Origin of the sequence: Caldisericum exile AZM16c01, from assembly GCF_000284335.1 — a bacterium.
GTDB classification, from domain to species: Bacteria; Caldisericota; Caldisericia; order Caldisericales; family Caldisericaceae; genus Caldisericum; species Caldisericum exile.
In genome coordinates this window covers 219653-239826 of the sequence record NC_017096.1, presented here as the reverse complement: position 1 = coordinate 239826, position 20174 = coordinate 219653, and the positions used below count along the sequence as shown (strand labels likewise).

Annotated in this window: 5 protein-coding genes; all 5 read right to left on the bottom strand. The window is 36.4% G+C overall.

The genetic code is table 11. The features are described 5' to 3' along the window. Positions 1-38: 38 nt before the first annotated feature. On the bottom strand, positions 39-12365 hold the full coding sequence (locus tag CSE_RS08385; RefSeq protein WP_014452774.1) for a DUF7619 domain-containing protein: 12327 nt from the start codon (positions 12363-12365) through the stop codon (positions 39-41). 65 nt (positions 12366-12430) lie between these two features. Beyond that, entirely contained in the window at positions 12431-13495 is a 1065-nt protein-coding gene (gene buk, locus CSE_RS01055) for a butyrate kinase (RefSeq protein ID WP_014452773.1), read from the bottom strand. An 84-nt stretch (positions 13496-13579) separates the two neighbouring features. Next, the gene (locus CSE_RS01050) at positions 13580-14080 is read right to left on the bottom strand and encodes a hypothetical protein (protein WP_014452772.1); all 501 of its coding nucleotides are present in this window, start codon (positions 14078-14080) and stop codon (positions 13580-13582) included. A gap of 388 nt (positions 14081-14468) precedes the next feature. Then, the gene (locus CSE_RS08380; RefSeq protein ID WP_014452771.1) at positions 14469-17018 is read right to left on the bottom strand and encodes a stalk domain-containing protein; all 2550 of its coding nucleotides are present in this window, start codon (positions 17016-17018) and stop codon (positions 14469-14471) included. 55 nt (positions 17019-17073) lie between these two features. Then, positions 17074-20130: a fibronectin type III domain-containing protein gene (locus CSE_RS01040; protein ID WP_014452770.1), complete on the bottom strand. Its 3057-nt coding sequence runs from the start codon at positions 20128-20130 to the stop codon at positions 17074-17076. Between the last annotated feature and the right edge of the window lie 44 nt (positions 20131-20174).

Below are 20174 nucleotides of genomic sequence, written 5' to 3'. Positions count from 1 at the left end.
GGCAAAAGCCCCCTTTTTCTAATTACCGTATTTAATTATTATGGCGATTCGGTATTGATTATTTTAACAAAGACGTTTCGAGGTTGAGGCAATTTGTCGTTAACAATACCGACAACAGGCACAATGACAGAAGAAATGGTTGTGCCTATCTTAGGAAATTCTATAACTGTATTTGGCTTTGGCAGATAAACAGGAATGATTTTGGATTTAACCTTAATAACGGTGTCTATAAGGACGACGTTTTTCACAATATGAGGTTGCCATGCTTCAAGCATGATGTAGTATGCCCAATGAGCTTTTGTAATATCTTTCCAGTTTATAATGTTTTCCGTAGAGATTAAATTTTTAACTTGCGGCACATCTGTTCTATAAAGGACTCTTTCAAGCATTGCAACAAATTCTGCCCTTGTAACATTATTGTTAGGTTTGAATGTCTTATCAGGATAGCCCGTTATAAGACCAGCTTTTACTGCTGCTGTGATATATGGAGTATACCATTTTTTGGGTTCGGTATCCTTGAAGAGCGGATCGCCTGTATCTATTGAAATTCCTTTTAGTCTAACAAGAACTGCTGCAATTTCTGCCCTTGTTGCAAACCTATCCGCATTGAAATTTCCTTTTTCATCACCTTGCATTAGACCTTCAAGGTATATCTGCCTTGTGAAGTTATAGCCCCAATGAGTTATGGGAATATCTTTGAATGGAATTATGTCATCTCTTATGTTGTTAACGCTTATACCTAATGCTCTTAAAATCATTGCTGCAACTTCTACTCTTGAGACGTTCCTTTCTGGCCTTACTGTGTTATCTGGATACCCTATAATGAAGTTGTGGTGATAGATAGAAATTTCTTCAATGCAATCTTTCACCTGAATAGGGTATGATAATGTTGCTTCTTTTCCGCTCTTATCTTTAACCTTGAGGTTAATTTCGTAATTACCTGACTTTTGATAGATGTGTTCAAGTGTGATGAAGTTACCACTCTCTTCTCCTTTAATTATCATCGAATTATCGCCAAAGTCAATTTCATAAACATAAGGTGGAGTTCCATTTGTAAAGGTAAATACATACTTTTGGATAGCAGAAGCACAAATTGTTTCCGGCACATTAATGGAGAGATTGATTGAGTAAGAAGGGGTTGGTGGAGTAGGAGGTATGGGAGTAACAGGGCAAGGCGCAATAACTGTGTTATAAACAGTATTCGTTTGCACTCCTTCTGGATTCTGATCTGATTTGATTGTTGTCGTATTAGAAATTAGCGTATATCCGTTAATCGTGCTCCTTACCATTACCTTGAATGAAACTGAACCATTTTCGCCAGGTTGAATTACTGGTATATGCCATATTATCTCTCTTCTGATCGCATTATAAGTGTGGGTTGTACCAGGAATTGTGCCATCAGAAATTTGTAGTGTAGTCTCATCAAGGTTTGTATCAAGAGTATCTATGATATAGACATTAGTTGCAGGTGCATTACCTGAATTGCCAAAATAGTTCGTATAAGTAAGCCACATACCTGGAGCTACATTTCCCTTTGGGTCTACTTCTTTTCTTTGGGTCACATTCGCTGGATCCCAGAAATTAGGTGCTTTAACTTCAAATGAAGCACTTGCAGATACAGGATTTTGAACCTCAGTCGAACGGATGCTCACAGTATTTGTAACTTTAACTGGCGGAATTGTAAGGGGGATATTCTCTTTCACTTTAACGGCAACCGTAATGTAGCCTTCACTACTTGCATCCAGTTTAGGAATTACCCAAGTATTTGTATTATATGTTGGCATAGGGTTTGCATAAAAGAATTCAACTTCTGGAGGATAGCTTTCCTGAATTACTACATTCGTTGCAGGTGCATTTCCTTCGTTTACATATCTAATTGAGTAAATTATAACTCCTTTTGGTGCTTGTTCTGTTGGATATGCACTCTTGAAAATCTTAAGAATGGGTTCGCCACCCACAGTAGTTGTAGTTGAAGAAGCAATTTGCTGAGTTTGCGCAGAATCTGCATAAGCAGTATTAGTAATAACTGTGCCTGATGGAAGCGAATTGTAAGTTTTTACAACTAATTCTACAACAACAGTAGCACCAACTGGAAGTGTATTAGGATTGGGAATCCATTCGACAGTTCCACTACCCCCTACCTGAGGTGCATTTATAGCGCCAGTTGCCCCACTGACAAATCTTGCAGAGACAAATGTCGTATTTGGAGGTACTGAATCAGTTATTATAAATTGTGTTGCATCCATATTACCGACATTCTTGACGGTAATTGTATAAGTTATATTCTGACCAGCAGACACAGGATTTGGAGAACCAACCTTTGCAATTTGAAGAACTGGTGAAGAGCCTATCGTTGTAATCTCAGAGTCGGTAATGGGTGTTTGAATTTCTGAAGATTTTACAGATGCTGTATTTTGAATCTGTGTGCCGTTTGGAAGAGGTGTGTTTGTCTTGACAACAAGCTCAACCACAACTGATGTGCCAATGTCAAGGGTATTTGATAAAGTATAGGTTACAGTGCCTGTAGAACCTGGGTTAGGTGCAGTAATCGTTCCACTGCCAGTTATGAATGATGCTGAAACAAATGTTGTGTTGTTTGGCACTGTATCAGTTATGATAACATTGTGGGCATTCATATTGCCCGTATTTGAAATGGTAATTCGGTAGGTAATATTGTCTCCTGCATTTACCGGATCATGGAGATCAACTTTGTCTATCAAAAGAATGGGAGCACTTTCCACTTTTGTGTCAGTCGAGGAATCTTTACCTGAGGTATCTTCTGCACAAGATACATGTGCAGTATTATGAATAATCGTTCCGTTATCAAGAGGTTTATTAACTTTTACGATGAGTTCAACGACGAATTCTTCATTTGGGTTGAGACTTCCTGTAAGAGTCCACTTCACTGTGCCTGTTCCACCTACAGTTGGAGCATCAATTGTGCCTGCTTTTGAAATGAATCTTGCAGAGACAAATGTAGTATTTGCTGGAATTGTGTCTATAACTACGACATTTGTTGCAGGTGCATTACCAGTATTACCTACTGTTATTGTATATATGATGTTATCACCTGCTTGTACTGGGTCTTGCGTATCTACCTTTGTAATAGTTAAGATTGGTGCAGAACCAACTGTTGTATCAAATGTTGCATCTTTTGGATCAGTTTGATCTGAATCGATAGTTACTGTGTTATGGATTACAGTGCCATTAGGTAGAGGAGATTTTACCTTAACTGTTATCGTTATTGTATGGTGTGTGTTATCTACAAAAACATTACCTATTGTCCATCTGTTATTTGTACCTGTATCAGGAGATGGCGTTGCTGAAATAAATTCTACATTTGCATCGTATGTTTCTGTAATAACAACACCTGTTGCTGTCATATTACCATCGTTCCAGTATTCTACGGTGTATGTAATAGTATCGCCTGCATTAACATTTGATGGTCCTGTCTTTGTAATGTGAAGGTTAGGTGTTGAACCAACCATAAAATCATTTTGTGCGTTTACAGGATTGGTTTGATCACAATCAATAGTTGCTGTGTTTGTAATAATTGTTCCATTTGGAAGAGGAGAATTAATCTTAACCTTAAATGAAGCAGTTTGATTTGTAATATTAGGAGCAAGGCTTCCAATAGTCCATCTTATATCTGTCACATTTAGATCTGTTCCATCACCAGAGTCAACTGGAGTATAGGTCCAAGTGGTCCCATTATCATTTGAATACTCAATTGAAACTCCTTGCTCTCCTGTAACGCTTCCTACTATAAATTTTGTATTAGCAGGAATTTTATCAACAATAAATGTATTTGCTGCAGTAAGGTTTCCATTATTTCCATATGTGATTGTATAGGTTACAGTATCTCCAGGTTGTGCTGGGTTATGTGGCATTGTAGAAGTTTTATTAATTGTAAGAACAGGTGCACTTAAAACTGTTGTATCTTCAGAATCACTTACAGGATTTGTATTATCACTTGAAATGGTTGCATTATTTGTAAACACTGTTCCGTTTGTAGTATTAACTGGCACCTGAACAGTTACTGTAATTGTACCCGATGAACCTGCAGGAAGAGACCCAATATTCCAAGTAAGTGTTGCAGGAGGTCCTGAATTGTAAGTTCCAGAAGGATTTGAAGAGACATAAATAACATTAGAAGGAAGTATATCAGTAATCATAACTCCTGTTGCTGTTTGTCCACCTGTATTCTGATACTTAATTGTATAAATAATATTTTGACCAGCAGGAACTGGGTCAATATTATCTGACTTGGAAATAGTTAAATTAGCAGGTGCACCAATTGTTGTATCACAAGTTGCACTTGCACTAACCTGATCCGACGTTGCATTAACACTGTTTGTTAAGACAGTGCCGCTAGGAACATTTTGATTTACATGTACTGTAACAATAATGTTAAAAGATGAGCCTGAAGGAAGAGATCCAATATTCCAAGTTAATGTTTGACCATTTATATTCGTTGGATTAGGCGTTGCCGAAACAAATGTTATTCCATTCGGCAGAGTATCAGTAACGACAACATTTGTAAGATTCATTGTTCCGCTATTTTCGCATCTAATTGTGTATGTAAGATCTCTATCTTGTCTTACTGGATTTTCAGACGCACTCTTTGTAATAACTAAATTTGGAAGAGAAGAGACAATTGTTTGCTCTGTATCTAATAAAGGCCCTTGTTCTTCGGAATCAACAGTTGCAGTATTGTGAATTATGGTATTGTCATTTATCGGTGAATTAACTTTTACTACAAGTTGAACAATAACTGAATTTCCTGCATCAAGTGTACCTGCAAGGGCCCAGGTAACTGTGCCAGTATTACCAACGCCCGGATCTGTAATTGTCCCACTACCAGCAATGAATGATGCTGAAACAAAAGTAGTATTCGTAGGTATGGTATCAGTTATTACAACATTAGAAGCCGGGGCTGAACCGTTATTTGAAACAGTTATTGTATATGTTATATTTCCCCCTGCTTTGACAGGGTCTGGAGAATCAACTTTTGAAATCGTAAGTTTTGGTGCATTTACAGTTGTTTGAGCCGTTGCAGGACCAAACGAGTAATTGTTGCCTTGTGTGTCAGTCCCAGAGCCTGAAACAGAATTAGTAAGAATTTCTCCATCCGTAACGTTCTTTGTTATCTTTACAGAAACTGTTGCACTCCATGTTCCACCGTTTGCAGGTATAGAAACGCCGTTCCAGGTCACGGTTGCTGGAGGTCCAGCGTTATAAACTCCTCCGCCACCACTTGACACATAGGTTACGCCGTTAGGTAGAGTATCTATAATTGTTCCATTTATAAGGTTTTCATTCCCGTTGTTTGTTGCAGTTATCGTGTAAGTGATAGTGCCATTAACATTTTGAGATGTTGGATTACTTGATTTTGTTATTGTTATATCAGGTTTCCTTACATTAATACTAACACTTGCAACAGGTGAGCCAATAAGATTTCCACCAGAATCTTTCCCTTCGGCAACTGCCATATTTGTATTTATTCCATACGAAGATGCGCTTGTTGGATGTGCTTTGAATCTTAGGAATAGGGTATCGTTTTTGCTTCCAGTTGCTCCACCATTATCATCTGTTCCTTCAATAGTTATATTCAGGTAAAAGTGTAAGGTTGTGCCATCAATAGAAGGATTTGGGGCATTATTCCAACTTGAAGGAGTTGAACCATTTGTTAAAGCATATTGAGCAGAATTTAGAACAAACTGTGAACCTCCCCACAAATAATCATACACATCAACATTGAATGCATCAACAGGATTTTTGTTTGAAACCTTTATAGTAAACTCAACATCTTCATTTATCCTTGCCTCGGTTTTATTAGCACTCTTTTCTATGTCAAGTTTTGGATAACAAACACAAACATTAGTTGAAGAAGACACATCTGCCATCGTGGTGCCATAGCCATCTTCCCAACTTACAGAAACAGTATTTGTGTTAGAACACCCTAAGGAAGAATTTGTAGGAGTTGCCTGAAACTTGAGCCAAAGAGTATCGCTTGCACTACCAGAAGAACCTCCCTGATCGTCTGTTGCATCTAAGATTTGATTGACATTCCATGTAAGTGTTTGTGCTATAGATGATGGATCTACAATTGCGCTTCCCCAATTAATTGGAGTTGCACCATTATTTTTAACTAAATAGGAGGACCCTTGAACATACTCCCACCCTACGGGTAAATTATCAACGATTGCTACAATAGTTGGCTTTGCATATGAATCAAGACTTTCAATCTTTATAGTAAATGTAACCGGAGTTTGAACAGGTACATTTGAAATGGAAGCAAACTTAGAAACTCTAATTTCAGGTTTGGTAACTACAACATATGTCTTTGCAACACCTGTCCCATCCAAAGAATTCGCAGAGTAAGATCCCGTATCGAGGTCATATCCTAAGGCAGAAGCAATGTTTTCGTTTTGCCCAATGTTTGCATTTGATGTAACTTTTGCATTGAATGTAAGGATAAGAGATTCTCCAGAGTTTATAACTGCATTTATAAGATTCCATGTTAGATTTTGTCCCGAGATTGTAGGATTTGCGTTAGAACTTCCTCCTTCAGACCAAGATATAGATGACGAATTATCGATATACGAAAATCCGTAAGGTAAAGTATCATTTATTGTAATATTTTTGGCTTTTGCAAACGAAGAAGTGTTGGTAATTGTTATTTGGTAAGTAACAGTGTCGTTAGGTGCAACTCTTGTCGTGTTTGAAGCGTTTGAGTTAATTTTTGTTACAGTTTTAGTTATAAGCAAACTCGGCTTATACACAAGGAACCAGTCTGATGCATTTGATGTTTCAATTATACTTCTTTCTATAGGAGTATTCCCCAATTGGTCAGTTGTCCCAGACATGTTTGAAGTGTTAACATTATATTCTCCGGAAGGTGACCCCTGTGCATCACTTGTAACTTTTGCAACGAATTCGAGGTAAAGCGTATCAAGATTTCCACCAGTTGTACCGCCGTTATCGTCTGTTGCCAAAAGAGTTTGTTGGATATGCCACTGTAATCCGCTGAACCCCTGAGGAGGACTTGGGGGCGTGTCATACGGCGCACCATGTGGATCCGTAGTATTTGTCCATGTAGTTGGAAGACTTCCGTTTGTTAAAGCATACCTTGATGAACCTACTTGATATTGAATTCCGTTAGGCAATGTATCATAGACGTCAACATTGTAAATTGGCAAACTTCCTCTGTTTTCGACTTTTATTCTGAATCTTACAAGGTCTCCTGGCTGTGTCCTTACAGGACGACTCGTTACTGGTATACCATTTACATCAACAATTTCTTTAATAACCCTTATTGGTGTTGAAGTTATCTTTACTGTTTTTGTGCTTGTTAGTATATTACTTCCCGAGTAACAACAATTGTCTTCAAATTTTGCTTCATTTGTTATTTCACCTGAAGCGCTTCCAGAAACAAGAACTCTGAAAGATACAGTTGTTTCTGCACCATGTGGAAACTCGTAATTTGGACTCTGATTACTCTGCCATGTAATTGTATTTGTGTTTGAATCATATGTATGTGTCATCCAAGTGTAAGTTGTCCCATATCCTGGTGGTGGACCATCAGTAATTGAAGAAGAATCTAAAATAAATCCATTTGGAATTTTATCTATTATCTTAAAATGACGAGAATCTCCATCGCCTGTATTCTTTATGTGAATCATAAATAGAAGCGAATCCGAAGGTGAAGCAAAAGATTTATCAACTGTCTTTTCAATCGTTATTTTTGGTTTCAAAATATCTACTTGCTTTATCCATGGGTAATCAGGTATATAAGGCCAGTAGTCTTTTTCCCACCAGTCAAAATTCTGTTCATTTCCTGCAGGAAAATAATATTTAAAAGTACCACTACAATCGTTTCCTTCCAATCTTTGCCTGTTTATATCTACATCTTTTACATTAACACATGAATTAAGGTTCACCTTAAATCTAACATGAATCTCTTGACCTGGTGATATATTTATTGATTGTAAAATTAAGTTATTATCTTTGTTCCACTCCAAAACCGTAAATGTCCCATTCCAATCTATGTTAGTTGAGGTTATCCAATTTTGAGTTGAAATAGTTGGATCCAGCCCAGGTATCCAAATATTTTGCCCAGGCAAAAGAAATTCAGTTGAACCGGATACATATTCAAATCCTCTTGGTAAAACATCAAAAATTGTTAAAGGTCCATATATTGTTGTTGCACCTTGATAAACCTCACCGTTCTTAAATCCAACCTCAAACTGAACGTTTTGGTCACAAACATTAATGTTTGAAGGTATATCATTACTATATACTACAGCCCAAGAGTCCTTATGTCCATAAGTTCTTGCAAACTTTCCTTGGTAAATAGGACAATCCGCCGAAGAAAGAGTTCCGTCAAATCCACTCCATACAGATGGATCAGACCACAGTAGCAAATCTTTTCCGTTTCCATAAAATCCCATATCAGGCAAGTCTGAACAACCAGTCCACAACTCCGAGATTTCATGCGCTACATATTGTGTACAAGTTTCTGAAATTTTTGTCTTTACTCTAATTGTAAGCGTCTTGTTTGGTTCAATTCCATGACCTAAGGTTCCTTCAATATTGTTCCAGATGTATATCGTATTATTTGAGTCATCTGTTGAAGCGCTCCAAGGAATAGAATTATAAGTTCCACCATCATAGGAGTACTCTGCAGATTGGAGTATAAGAGGATGCCTATTGGGTGCTTTTAATACATCTGCAAAATTTGTCTTTATTGTGCTTGCTTTTCCGTTATTAGTAATTTTAATTTCAAAAATTATCTCTTTGCCAAGTTCTTGTGGAAAGTATTCAACTGGCTGTAAGATGTCGTGGTTATCAATCTGTACAACCTTCTTAGTCATTAACAAATCCGGTGCAGAAGTTTCAAAATCTTTTTCAAATATATTGGAAGATAGAGATGGGTTATTTACATCACATGGTTTTGCAAAGTTTGCATATGCCTTAACTTTCTTAAAACCACTTTTGAGAAAAGCACATGAAGAGTATTGCTGACTATTATCAGGTGCAATGTTAAACTTCAAAACAATATTGTCATTTGGGGCAAGGTCTTGAAGTTGTGAAATTTTAGTTTTATCCCAGACAAGTTCATAACCTCCATCGTAATCTCCACCTGAAATAGGAGATATCATTGGGTCTCCTGCAGATTGAGGAGGACCTCCATTATAAGAATAAGTTGTTGAATTAGCAGAATAAGAAATATACTTCGGTATTAAAACAGTTAAACTTGCATTGTATATATTTGTTATACCAGGATTGCTTATTTGAACTTCGACACTTCCTCCGCTGCACATTGTAAAATTAGCAGAGTTTACAATAACAAGAGCATATGAAGTTGGTAATTCAACTTGCCCTTCATCATGGTTTGATTCTTGGCAAGTACACCAATTTGAATAAGCTTCTACTTTTAAATTAGTAATATCACAGGTATTCACATCAGTTTTAAAGTAAACTTCAACTTGTTGCGCAGGGTCTATTGAAAGATTATTTAAGCCCCATGTTAATGTTCCTGTTGAACCATTTGAAGGCCATGTAATATTTGTGTCTCCATAATAATAGGTTGTATTTCCAATTTTTATATAAGCATCTTGAGAACTAAACGAAAGACCATTTCCTAAGATAGTTGTAAGTATAATTTCTCTTGCTGTTCCATCCCCACCGTTTATAACATAAACTTTCCAATCAACAGTATGTGCATATGCGAAGTTATATTGTGGAGTAAGCTTTGTATAAAGCACCGCAGATTTTATCAAGATAGAAGATTCACTTCCAGAAGAGGTATGAGATTTTCCGCAGTTATCAAGATAGTTTGATGAAAATACAATTGACGCATTATTAGAACAATCCTTTTTAACTTGTATAGTAATAGAGCCATTTGAGGATACTTCATTTATTTGAGAGTATGCCCATGTTAATGTCTTTCCGTCTTGAGATACAGATGGTTCTCCTTTGGTTCCAGAGCACCATAAACCTCCATCACTGTATGTTGTCGAATTCGAAATATAGGTGAAACCATTTAAAGTAAGGGTTAAATCTGCATGATCAACATTTGCATTATCCTTTGAGAAATTAATTGTAAGGTTATAGATTGCACACTTTTCAACAGTTTGAGTTAAATTTGCCGATATTGTTAAATTTGCCCTTATATCAGTTACTCTTACTCCTTCGTAATATTTAGGGTCAGTAAAACAACCTCTTGGGAACCCTGGAATTTCAAGTGTTGACCAATCAATATAATCATACGAAACTTTAGAATTGTTTAGATCATTTGTTTGCGTTGCTCTTGCAGTAAATGATATTCTTAGTTTTGCACCACTATTTGGAGGGCATGCATGACCTTCAAGTTGAGCTAAATCAATTACAAGAGGATCCCCGATATTTGCTGGATATGTAACAGTTGCATAATTTGATAAATCATTCCAAGAATTACCACCGTCACAACTTACCTCAATTTTCACATTTCCAATCTGTGCATTTGTAAACTGATTATTATTTAACTGATCTCTAAAGATAATATGCCCACCATTTCCATCAGTATTATTCCAACTTGACGGCGCATTAGTTCCTGTGTTAAAGTCGTATTCTACTGTGTATCTCCTGTCGTTATGAGAGTCTGCGTTTCCTGATGGATTAGTGTATGGGCCAACATCAGTTGAACAATCTATTTCAATAGATGAGGGACTTGCAGACTTCTTTGAATCTACAATTGCTAATGATGGATCGTTAACGTAAGTTTTCCATGTTGCACTAACATTTTGAATTGGACAGCCACAGCAGTCAGTTAAAGTTTCACCGTTTGGTCCTGTTATCTGAACTGTATTTGTATATTCTTGTCCTGCATAACAAGGCTCTGTTGAGACATTAAATGTAATTGTTAGTTTCTTTAATACACCATCTTGTAATATAATATTATCCCAGATTACTGTTTGTCCGTTTATTTGTCCAGAATCAGAAGCACTTTGAGGGATAAAAGGATTTGGCAGTGTATCTTTAATATCAACAGTAACAGTGTCGCTTGAGCAATTTCCTTTGTGATATGTGACAAAAATTGTGTATGTTTTATTAGTTTCACCAATATCTACTGGATCTGGTCCTTCTTTTGAAATTGTAAAATATGCTCCACTTCCCGAAACTGATATTGAGCCAAGAAGTGAAGGAGTTGTATAAGGATCGCCACATGGGTCAAGATACTCTGAGAAGAATTTAAGAGTTGCAGATGGAAGTGAACAAGCACCTTGTGGCATAGAAACTGTAAATGCAAGATTAACTGTTTCGTTTGGATTTATTGTCCCTTGTGGGTTCCCTCCCAAATATATAAACTCTCCAGTTTGTGAATTATAATTCCAATTTTGTCCAAAATTTGAAATTTGATAACCTGAAGGTATTGTATCTATCTTCAATTTAAAATTCTTTGCAACTCCATCACCGTTATTTGTTATAGGAATAGTAACATCTGTAGAACCGCAATAAGGCACTGAAATATTTGGTGCAGAAAATTGAATATTAGGAACTGTTGGCTTAATTTTAACAGAGGAAAGTACATGTTGTGTTTGGCAAGCACTGTTTTCTTCAACTCCCCACCACGCATCAACTACATTTTGAGCTTCTTTACAACCTAAAATAACCGTATTAAATGAGATAGTGTATTCAGTATTTGTAGGAATTTCATTATATACCCAATTTGGAAAAGTACCAGACGATGGTTGAGGATAAAAAGTGAAATTTGTTGGATAAGAAATACCAGAACCAAGCGTATCAGATATATGAACATTTCCTATTGGATTTGAACTCACATTTTTTATATGAATTGTCCATGTAACCGTGTCTCCTACCTTTGCCTCATTAGGGGAAACTTCTTCTGTAATAACAAGTATTCCTTCATTCACTGCCGTAGTTGTCAAAGTTACTGTAGCACTTCCACCACAATTTCCGTTTGTTGATGTAGCAGTAATAGTGGTTTGAAGTTGTGAACCATTGCAAACTGATGAAGATGGTCTTACATGAACATAGATATCTTTACTTTCATCTCTTTGTAAAGAACCTGTATCAGGAATTCCATCGCCATTGTGGTCAGAAAGTAGAGTTGCATTATCCGAATCGTAAAGTGCTACATTCCAGCCTGAAGAGGGAGTTGAAAAGGTAATATTTATTACATCATTTTCACTACATGGATTTGTAATAGTTACTTTATATATAGCATCTGTATTAACTTCCACTTGTTGCGAAGTTGATGGCAAAACTGATAAGCTTGGTGCTGCAATTACCTTCCCCCATGGGACAAGATTTAACACCATTATAGCCGCAACATACAAAGATAACAGCTTTTTTCTCATATTCACCTCCTTAAAAGGCCTTTAAAAATTATAAAACAAAAATAAAAAAAAACAAGATTTTTTATCTACTCGTATGTTTTTGCTTCTTCCTCACCTTTGAGTACTCGAAGTGCACCCTCCATGAGTGCTTTCATTTCAAATTCTCCAGGCACTGTGTAGACAGGTGCAATAAATCCAACATATTCTTTTATATCGGAAACAAGTTTTTCTGATTTTGCCATGCCACCTGTGAGAATAATGCCATCAACGAAGCCTTTAAGGACGACTGCCATAATCCCTATCCACTTTGCAATCTGTAAAACCATTGCGTCATAAACAAGTTTTGCGTACTCATCACCTTGTTCAATCTTCAATAAGACTTCCTTTAAGGAGTTTGTGCCAAGGTGTGATACAAAACCGCCATTTCCTGCAAGCATCTTAAGAATTTCCTCTTTTGTGTAATTTCCTGAAAAGCACATCTCAACAACGGCCACGTTGGGAAGATCACCCGCTCTTTCTGGTGAAAAAGGGCCATCGCCATTTAGAGCATTATTTACATCAACAATTTTCCCCTTTTTATGTGCTGCAACTGAAATACCACCACCAAGATGTGCAACTATAAAATTACATTCTTCGTATTTCTTTCCCAAAAATTTTGCAACCTCTCTTGAAACTGCCTTTTGATTTAATGGATGGTCTTTTGCTTGTCTTAAGATGCCTCTTAGTCCTGTAATTTTATTCACCATTTCCATCTCATCAACCACAACTGGATCAACGATAAAAGCAGGAATGCTATATTGCTTTGAAAGTTCGTATGCAATTGGTGCTCCAAGATTTGAAGGATGCGCACCATATTTAAGAGAAAGCATATCCTGAACCATCTTTTCATTTACTACATATGTACCTGATGGAACAGGGTGGATATTTCCTCCCCTTGCAGAGATACAGGCAAATTCTTTGAGGTCAAATCCTGCTTCTTTAAGAGCATTTAGAATTGTCTCTTTCCTAAATTCAAGTTGATCGGAGATTTTTTTAAATGGTGCAAGTTCTTCTTTTGAGTGCTCAATTGATTTTGAAAATAACTCTTTTTCCATATCATAGACTGCAATTTTTGTTGAAGTTGAACCTGGATTAATAACTAAAATTTTCATGGCAATTTGCCTCCTTGTTTCAATTTCTTATCATTAATTGTATAAGAATATTTTCAAAAAGAAAAGGGATTAAAAGAAATATTTTTACTTTTCGAAACTTTCAATCAAAACATACCACGCCTCAAAGGGATAATACCTTCGATAAACAGGATAAATTGTAAACTCGTATATTTCTTTAGGCTTGATGTCGTTTTCTTTATCGCCCATTACTTTTACCGCATGGTAAAAGGGCCCTGACTTTGATTGCTTTTCAAGATAAATAATGGAATCGACAACATAAGGCTCGCTTATGTATCCTCTAATTTTTAAAGGTTTTGGAAGTTCGTAATCTTTTACATTCATATTTTGATATTTCCTCAAATCTTCATAGAGTTTAGATAAAGCTTTTTCAACTTCACTTCTATTTTTTAGGTCAGGCAATTTGAGATACCCTTCAAGTCTTTCTATGTCAAGTTTTATACCTGTTATAGTTGCTTCAATACAGGATTCTTTCAACTTATCAGTATAATTTTCTTGTTTGGAAACGCATCCTATAGAAGTAATAGCAAAAAGGAGAATAAACACTATTATAATTTTCCATCTCATATCCCTCACCTCCACTTATTAGATATTACAAATTTGAGAAAAGTTCCAAAAGATTTTAGGGTTATAACTTAACGCAAGTACTTGCAATAGGATTTACCTCAAAAGGTATTTTAGTAAATGCAGTTGCGTGAGGTCCAGTTTATACTGACTTTGTTTTTTAGAGCTTTGGGAAGATGCACTAAAGAATCTTAAGAAACTTTCGCCAATTGGACGATTCACCTATCCTGAAGAAATTGCCCATGCAATAGTTTTACTCATCGAAAACGATTATGTCCTAAAAGAAGTTGTAAACACCAACGCAGGAGGATATATGAATTAAATAGAATTTTATAACAAAGTGGCTGGGAAATTCTCCCAGCCATAAATATACATAATATGTATTTAAACGTTACGGAGTATATGTTATAGTAATGGTTTTTGTTGTACCATCCCACTGTACATCTGCACCAAGAGATTCTGCGACAAATCTTAAGGGTAACATTGTCCTTGAATTGATAATCTCCGGGACAACATTGGTATTAGTAGCATCAATTGGGGTATCTTTGCCATTTAGCTTTGCAGTTGGCTTACCTATCCAGAGTTCCAATATTTTACTTCCAAGAGAGACTGTAACTTTGCGTTCAGTCCCATCCCATCCTACAGTTCCCCCTAACACCTCCACAACTGCTCTTATCGGAAGAAGTGTTCTGTTATTTTTTATTATTGGTGGGGAGTCAAGCGTCCTTTTTTCGCCGTTGACAGTAAAAATTTGATTTCCAATCTGAAGGGTAATAACGATATTTGAGGGTACTACCTTTTCAAAAACAGCTCTAAAAGTTGAGTTGTATGTAGTCCCCAAAGTAACTTTAAATATTGTAGCAGGGTTTTCGTACTTATTTGATCCTACATAAATTTCTTTTAGTTTATATCCAGGATCAGGTGATATATTAAATACTACTTCCGAACCAAATACAACTTCAAGCGTACCTGAAGGATCTACCATACCGCCTTCTGCTTGCAATACTTTTATTGTACGAGTAACCTGTTTTCTAAATAACCCGCCTTGGTAGGTACCCGCATAAAGAAAACTAATATTGTTTGGATTGAATACAAGCGAATAAACTTTAAGGTCGGTCAGGCCATCGCTCATCTTTTCCCAAGTTGTAGTATAATTTTCTAAGAAAAATACGCCTCCTTCCGTACCTGCAGCAAGTACGTTCGGATATCTGGGATTTAAGGTAATATCATAAACTTTTTTATTTTCAAGACCGCTGCTGAAATCAATCCAAGAAGCACCCGAATCAGTGCTCTTATAAACACCACCACCATTTGATGCAGCATAAATAATTTTGGGATCTTTTGGGTTTACCTCTATATCGAAAAGAAAAAGATTCGAAATTCCTTTGTTGATTTCGCTCCATGTTGTTCCACCGTTAGTACTCTTAAATGCACCAAGGCCAGTTGCGGCATATATAATTTGGGTATTTGTTGGATCAATTGAAAGTGCATACACATCTTTACTTTTTAAACCAGAATTAATCTGTTTGAAACTATTGCCCATGTCGGTAGATTTGTAAACTCCGTTATTATAAGTTGCAACATAAATGACTTTGTAATCTTTCGAGTCAATCTCTATATCCCAAAGATCCAAATTATCAAAAGCAGTAGTAAGTCTCTTCCAGGTACTACCACCATCATCAGACTTATACAATCCTTTATAATAAGTACCAGCATAGACGTAATTCGGATCAGAAGGATCAAATGATATACATGTAAAAAATACTCCTTCCGGTCCAACCTTTGAAAATACCTGTCTATCTTTTGAAAGAAATAACCCATTATCAGTTGCAATTATAAGCGACGAGTCCTTTGGGTTAAATTTTAACATCTCAACAGAATAAAATGGAAGTCCTTTATTTTTGGAGATCCAGTTCTTACCGGCATCCGTTGACTTATACAAACCAGCGTCAAATGTGCTTGTGAAAAGGATATTTTGGTCTTTTGGATTGATTAATAGGTGTGTAAGGTAGGAATTAGGTAAACCGTTGCTACTCTTCTTAAAAACCACTCCTCCGTCTTCGGACCTGAACAAGCCTTCTCCAGTTGCAACATAAATTAAGTTTGGGTTTTTGAAATCAACGACAATATCGCTTATAAATGACTCAGTAAATTTTTTATTAACCTGATTCCATGTTTCGCCATAATCGGTTGATTTGAATAATTTTCCGTAAGTGTGAGTTCCGGCATAAATTGTGCCATCGTTTATAGGATCAATAGCAAAAGATGAGATGTCTTTGTCTGATCCAGAAATGCCGTTATTGATTTCAGTCCAGTTATTTCCACAGTCATCAGATCTAAAGATACCTGCGTTATCATAAAGCACAGCATAGACAATATTACTATCTTGCGGGCTTAACACAATCTTTTTTATTCGTAAAGTAGGCAGATCTTTACTCTTTAATGAGAAGCTTTTTCCTCCGTTGACTGATTTGAAAATTCCAGAGCCATAAGTTCCAACATATATTACATTTGTGTTCTTTGGATCAATCGCTATAGTTTCAATATCTTGCGAAGTTAAACCGTTATTCATGGGTTCCCAAGAAAAACCACCATCTTTTGATAAAAATAATCCTTTTCCATATGTTCCAATGAAAACTGTTTTTTCCTCAACAGGACTCGGACATGCTGCCTTGACCCAAACTTCTTCCTGAGAAGGATCGATTGTCCTTTGCCAAAATGATTCTCCACTATCGTCAGAAACATACAAGCCAATTTTTGTACCAACATAAATTAACTTTGGATTGACAGGACTTGTCGCAATAGCACTATGGTTAATCGATGGGAGACCAGAACTAACGCCAACGAAGTCATATTTGCCCCCTTTTGTGCCTTCGTTAATAGCAAGAAAGAAGACCAACAAAGTAAGTGCCAAAATTGTAATTATAAGTTTTTTCCTCATATGTTACCTCCTATAAAATTATATACTCCTTTTAAAAATCAAATCTGAGAAAAAATTATCTACCTGGGTAGGTTATCTTAACTTCTCTTAGTTCTCCATTCCACTGAACGTCACATCCAAGGTTTTCTGCGATAAATCTTATAGGAAGCATGGTTCTTCCTGGTGGAATAATCACTGGCACAACTTTTGGATTTGCTGGATCAATGAGTTTATACTCTCCATTTACTTTTGCCAAATTTTTGTCTATCCAAAGCTCAATTATCGTCTCTTTGAATGTTATAGTCACCTTCTTTTCAATTGCATCCCAAACAACATTCGCACCTAACGCCTCAGCAACATATCTTATAGGAAGTAGTGTCCTTGATTCTTTTATAATTGGTGCTACGTCCATGTTTTTCAATGTATCATTGACATAGAAAGTAAGTTTATCAATGTAAAGTCGAATTACAACCTTTGAAACCTCTTGTAAGGTAGTTGCATTCGCTTCATTAGAATAATCAGAATCTCCTTTGGTGTTATAGGCTCTAACTCTATAGTAATATGTTGTATTTGGTTGCAAGCCTTTATCACTAAAAGTTGTAGTATTCGGAGGTAAAGTTGCTGTTTCTACGTAACTTCCCCCAAAAATTTTTCTTTCTAATCTAAAACCATCCTCGTTATCGGAAGTATCAGTAAAAGTAACCCTTATTTCATTTTGAGAGATTGCTGTTGCAATCAGATTTGTGGGTTTGCTTGGTAGAGTTGTTTCCTTTGGTGTAGTTATGCTTGATTCGTTAGAATATAAAGAAACTCCATAAGAATTGTAGGCACTTACTCTATAATAATAGATCTTGTTTTGCTGTAGATTAGAGTCTCGGTATAAAGTTAAATTTGCAGGCAGTACTACAATCAATTCATAGGTACCTCCTGGCTCTTTACGCTCAATCTTAAAACCATCTTCGTTGTCTGAATTATCCTGAAATCTAATCTGAATCTCGGTTGAAGAAGCTATTTCCAATGTAAGATTAGACGGCGCATTAGGTGGATGACCACAAGGCTGTATAACAAGGCTAACTTCATTTGAATATTCTGAATCTCCGTTACTGTTCCTTGCTTTAATCCTGTAGTAATATCTTTTACCTTCCTCAACGGTATTGTCCTTGTATGAAGTAGTATTTGGTGAAATAGAACTTGAGATTACTCCATATGTTTCTCCTTCGATTTTTCTTTCAAGAATAAAATTCTCTTCGATAACTGAATTGTCCTTCCAGTTGAGTGTAACCTCGCTACAAGATGATTGATCTATGGATAATTCTGAAGGTGCTTCTGGTTTTGCAGTTAAAGAAGGGGGTTCAACAGAAACTTCGTTTGAATAATCAGAAAAACCATAAGTGTTATGAGTTCTAATTCTATAGTAATACTTTGTACCGGGTATAAGTCCTGTATCATTTGTTTCAATAGTATTTGCACTAAGATTTTTAACAACACTATAAGAGGTACCTTCAGTTTTTCTTTCAAGAGTGAATGAGTCTTCGTCGTTAGAATTATCTTTCCAAGTAAGATGAACCTCTGCCCGAGAAACAAGATTCACCTTTAAGTCGGACGGGGGATTAGGAAGTATACCACAGGCAGGGGTTGAAACTGAAATTTCATCAGTATACACTGATTTACCAAAACTATTAAAAGCTCTTACTCTATATGTATATGTGGTTAAAGGAGATACTGTTAAATCATCAAAAGTATTAACACCCGAGGAAACTGTTGCAATTTCGCCAAAAGTTCCTGATCCTTCTTTCCTTTCAATAACGAAACCGGTTTCGTCAAGGGAATTGTCTTTCCACGAAAGTTCAACCTTACTACAAGATGAAGCGGTTGCAATAAGTTCAGAGGGTGGCGCAGGAGGTGTGCCTTGAGGAAGTGTCTTTTCTGAAACTGGATCTGAACTGTTGGACCAATTCGTCCACCTTGCTGCAATAATTTTAAACCAATATTTTGTGTCTGGAGTTAGACTCTCAACGACTATTTGAGTTCTCGGCAAAGCAAATTCTGACAAAAAATAATAAGTAATTCCATCTTTACTGTAACTAACTCTTATGGAGGTTGCATTTGGATCAATTGAACTCCATGTTAGTTTCATTGAAGTAGAAGAAAGAGGGGTCGCAACTAAACCTAAGGGCTTCATCAAGGAATAAACCTCTTGCTCAGGAGGTGATGGAGAGTCTCCACTTGAATTGTATGCAGTAACCTTAAATGAATATTGACCATACTCTGAAACGGTTAAATTGTACGATAAAGTATTTTTGTCAAGAGTTGCAATCACGCTCCACCCGATTGTAGGAAGTGTCTTCCATCGATAAATTTTATATCCATCGCAAGCTTTAGTGTGAGACCACGTCATTAAGATGTTCTTGTCTATTGCATTAGCCCTAAAGTTAGTAGGTGTTGCAGGAAGAGAAAGTTTTGAAACTACAGCCGAAGCAAGTGAGACATCGTCCTTAATATTCGTATCATCCTTGTGGATAAATTTAATATAGTAACTATAATTTGTGTTTGGATCTACATTGTCGTTAAAGGATGATAGAGCGGCACTAATAGTAGCAATTCTTCCAAAAATGATAGAACCTTGTTTGCTTCTCCAAATTTCGACACTTGAAGCATTTGAATTTGGGTTCCATTTGAGCGTAAGACCTGAACTTCCACCAGTCAAAAAAATTGGATCAGGAGGATTTACACTAACCGTAAACCCACTTGGTTGTTTTATTACATAGGCATAAAAAATTGGAGTATAATTACTCGTCAAAGTAATTAGACCATATATGAGTTTTGCTCTCATCCTATAACGATGTTCCCCGTAGGGTTGACCTGTAAATGTTTTTGTAAAAGTTGCCGCATTTTCCGTTGCAATTTTATTCCAAGCACCACTCTGGTATTCTTCTATTTCTACGAAACAAGAAAAACCACTCGGACAAACGTATTTCCAGGTTATAGTTATATTCTGATCAGAAGCATATGCGCAATAATCAACAGGCATGGGAACATCGGTTCCAATAGCACAAACTGAAGAAAGACGAACGATGATCAAAAAGAAAATAGAAATAATTACCAACAAAATACTCCCCCTTAAATTTCTCATTGTTGCCTCCTTTCATGTTTATAACCCATTCTAATTTTTTTTCA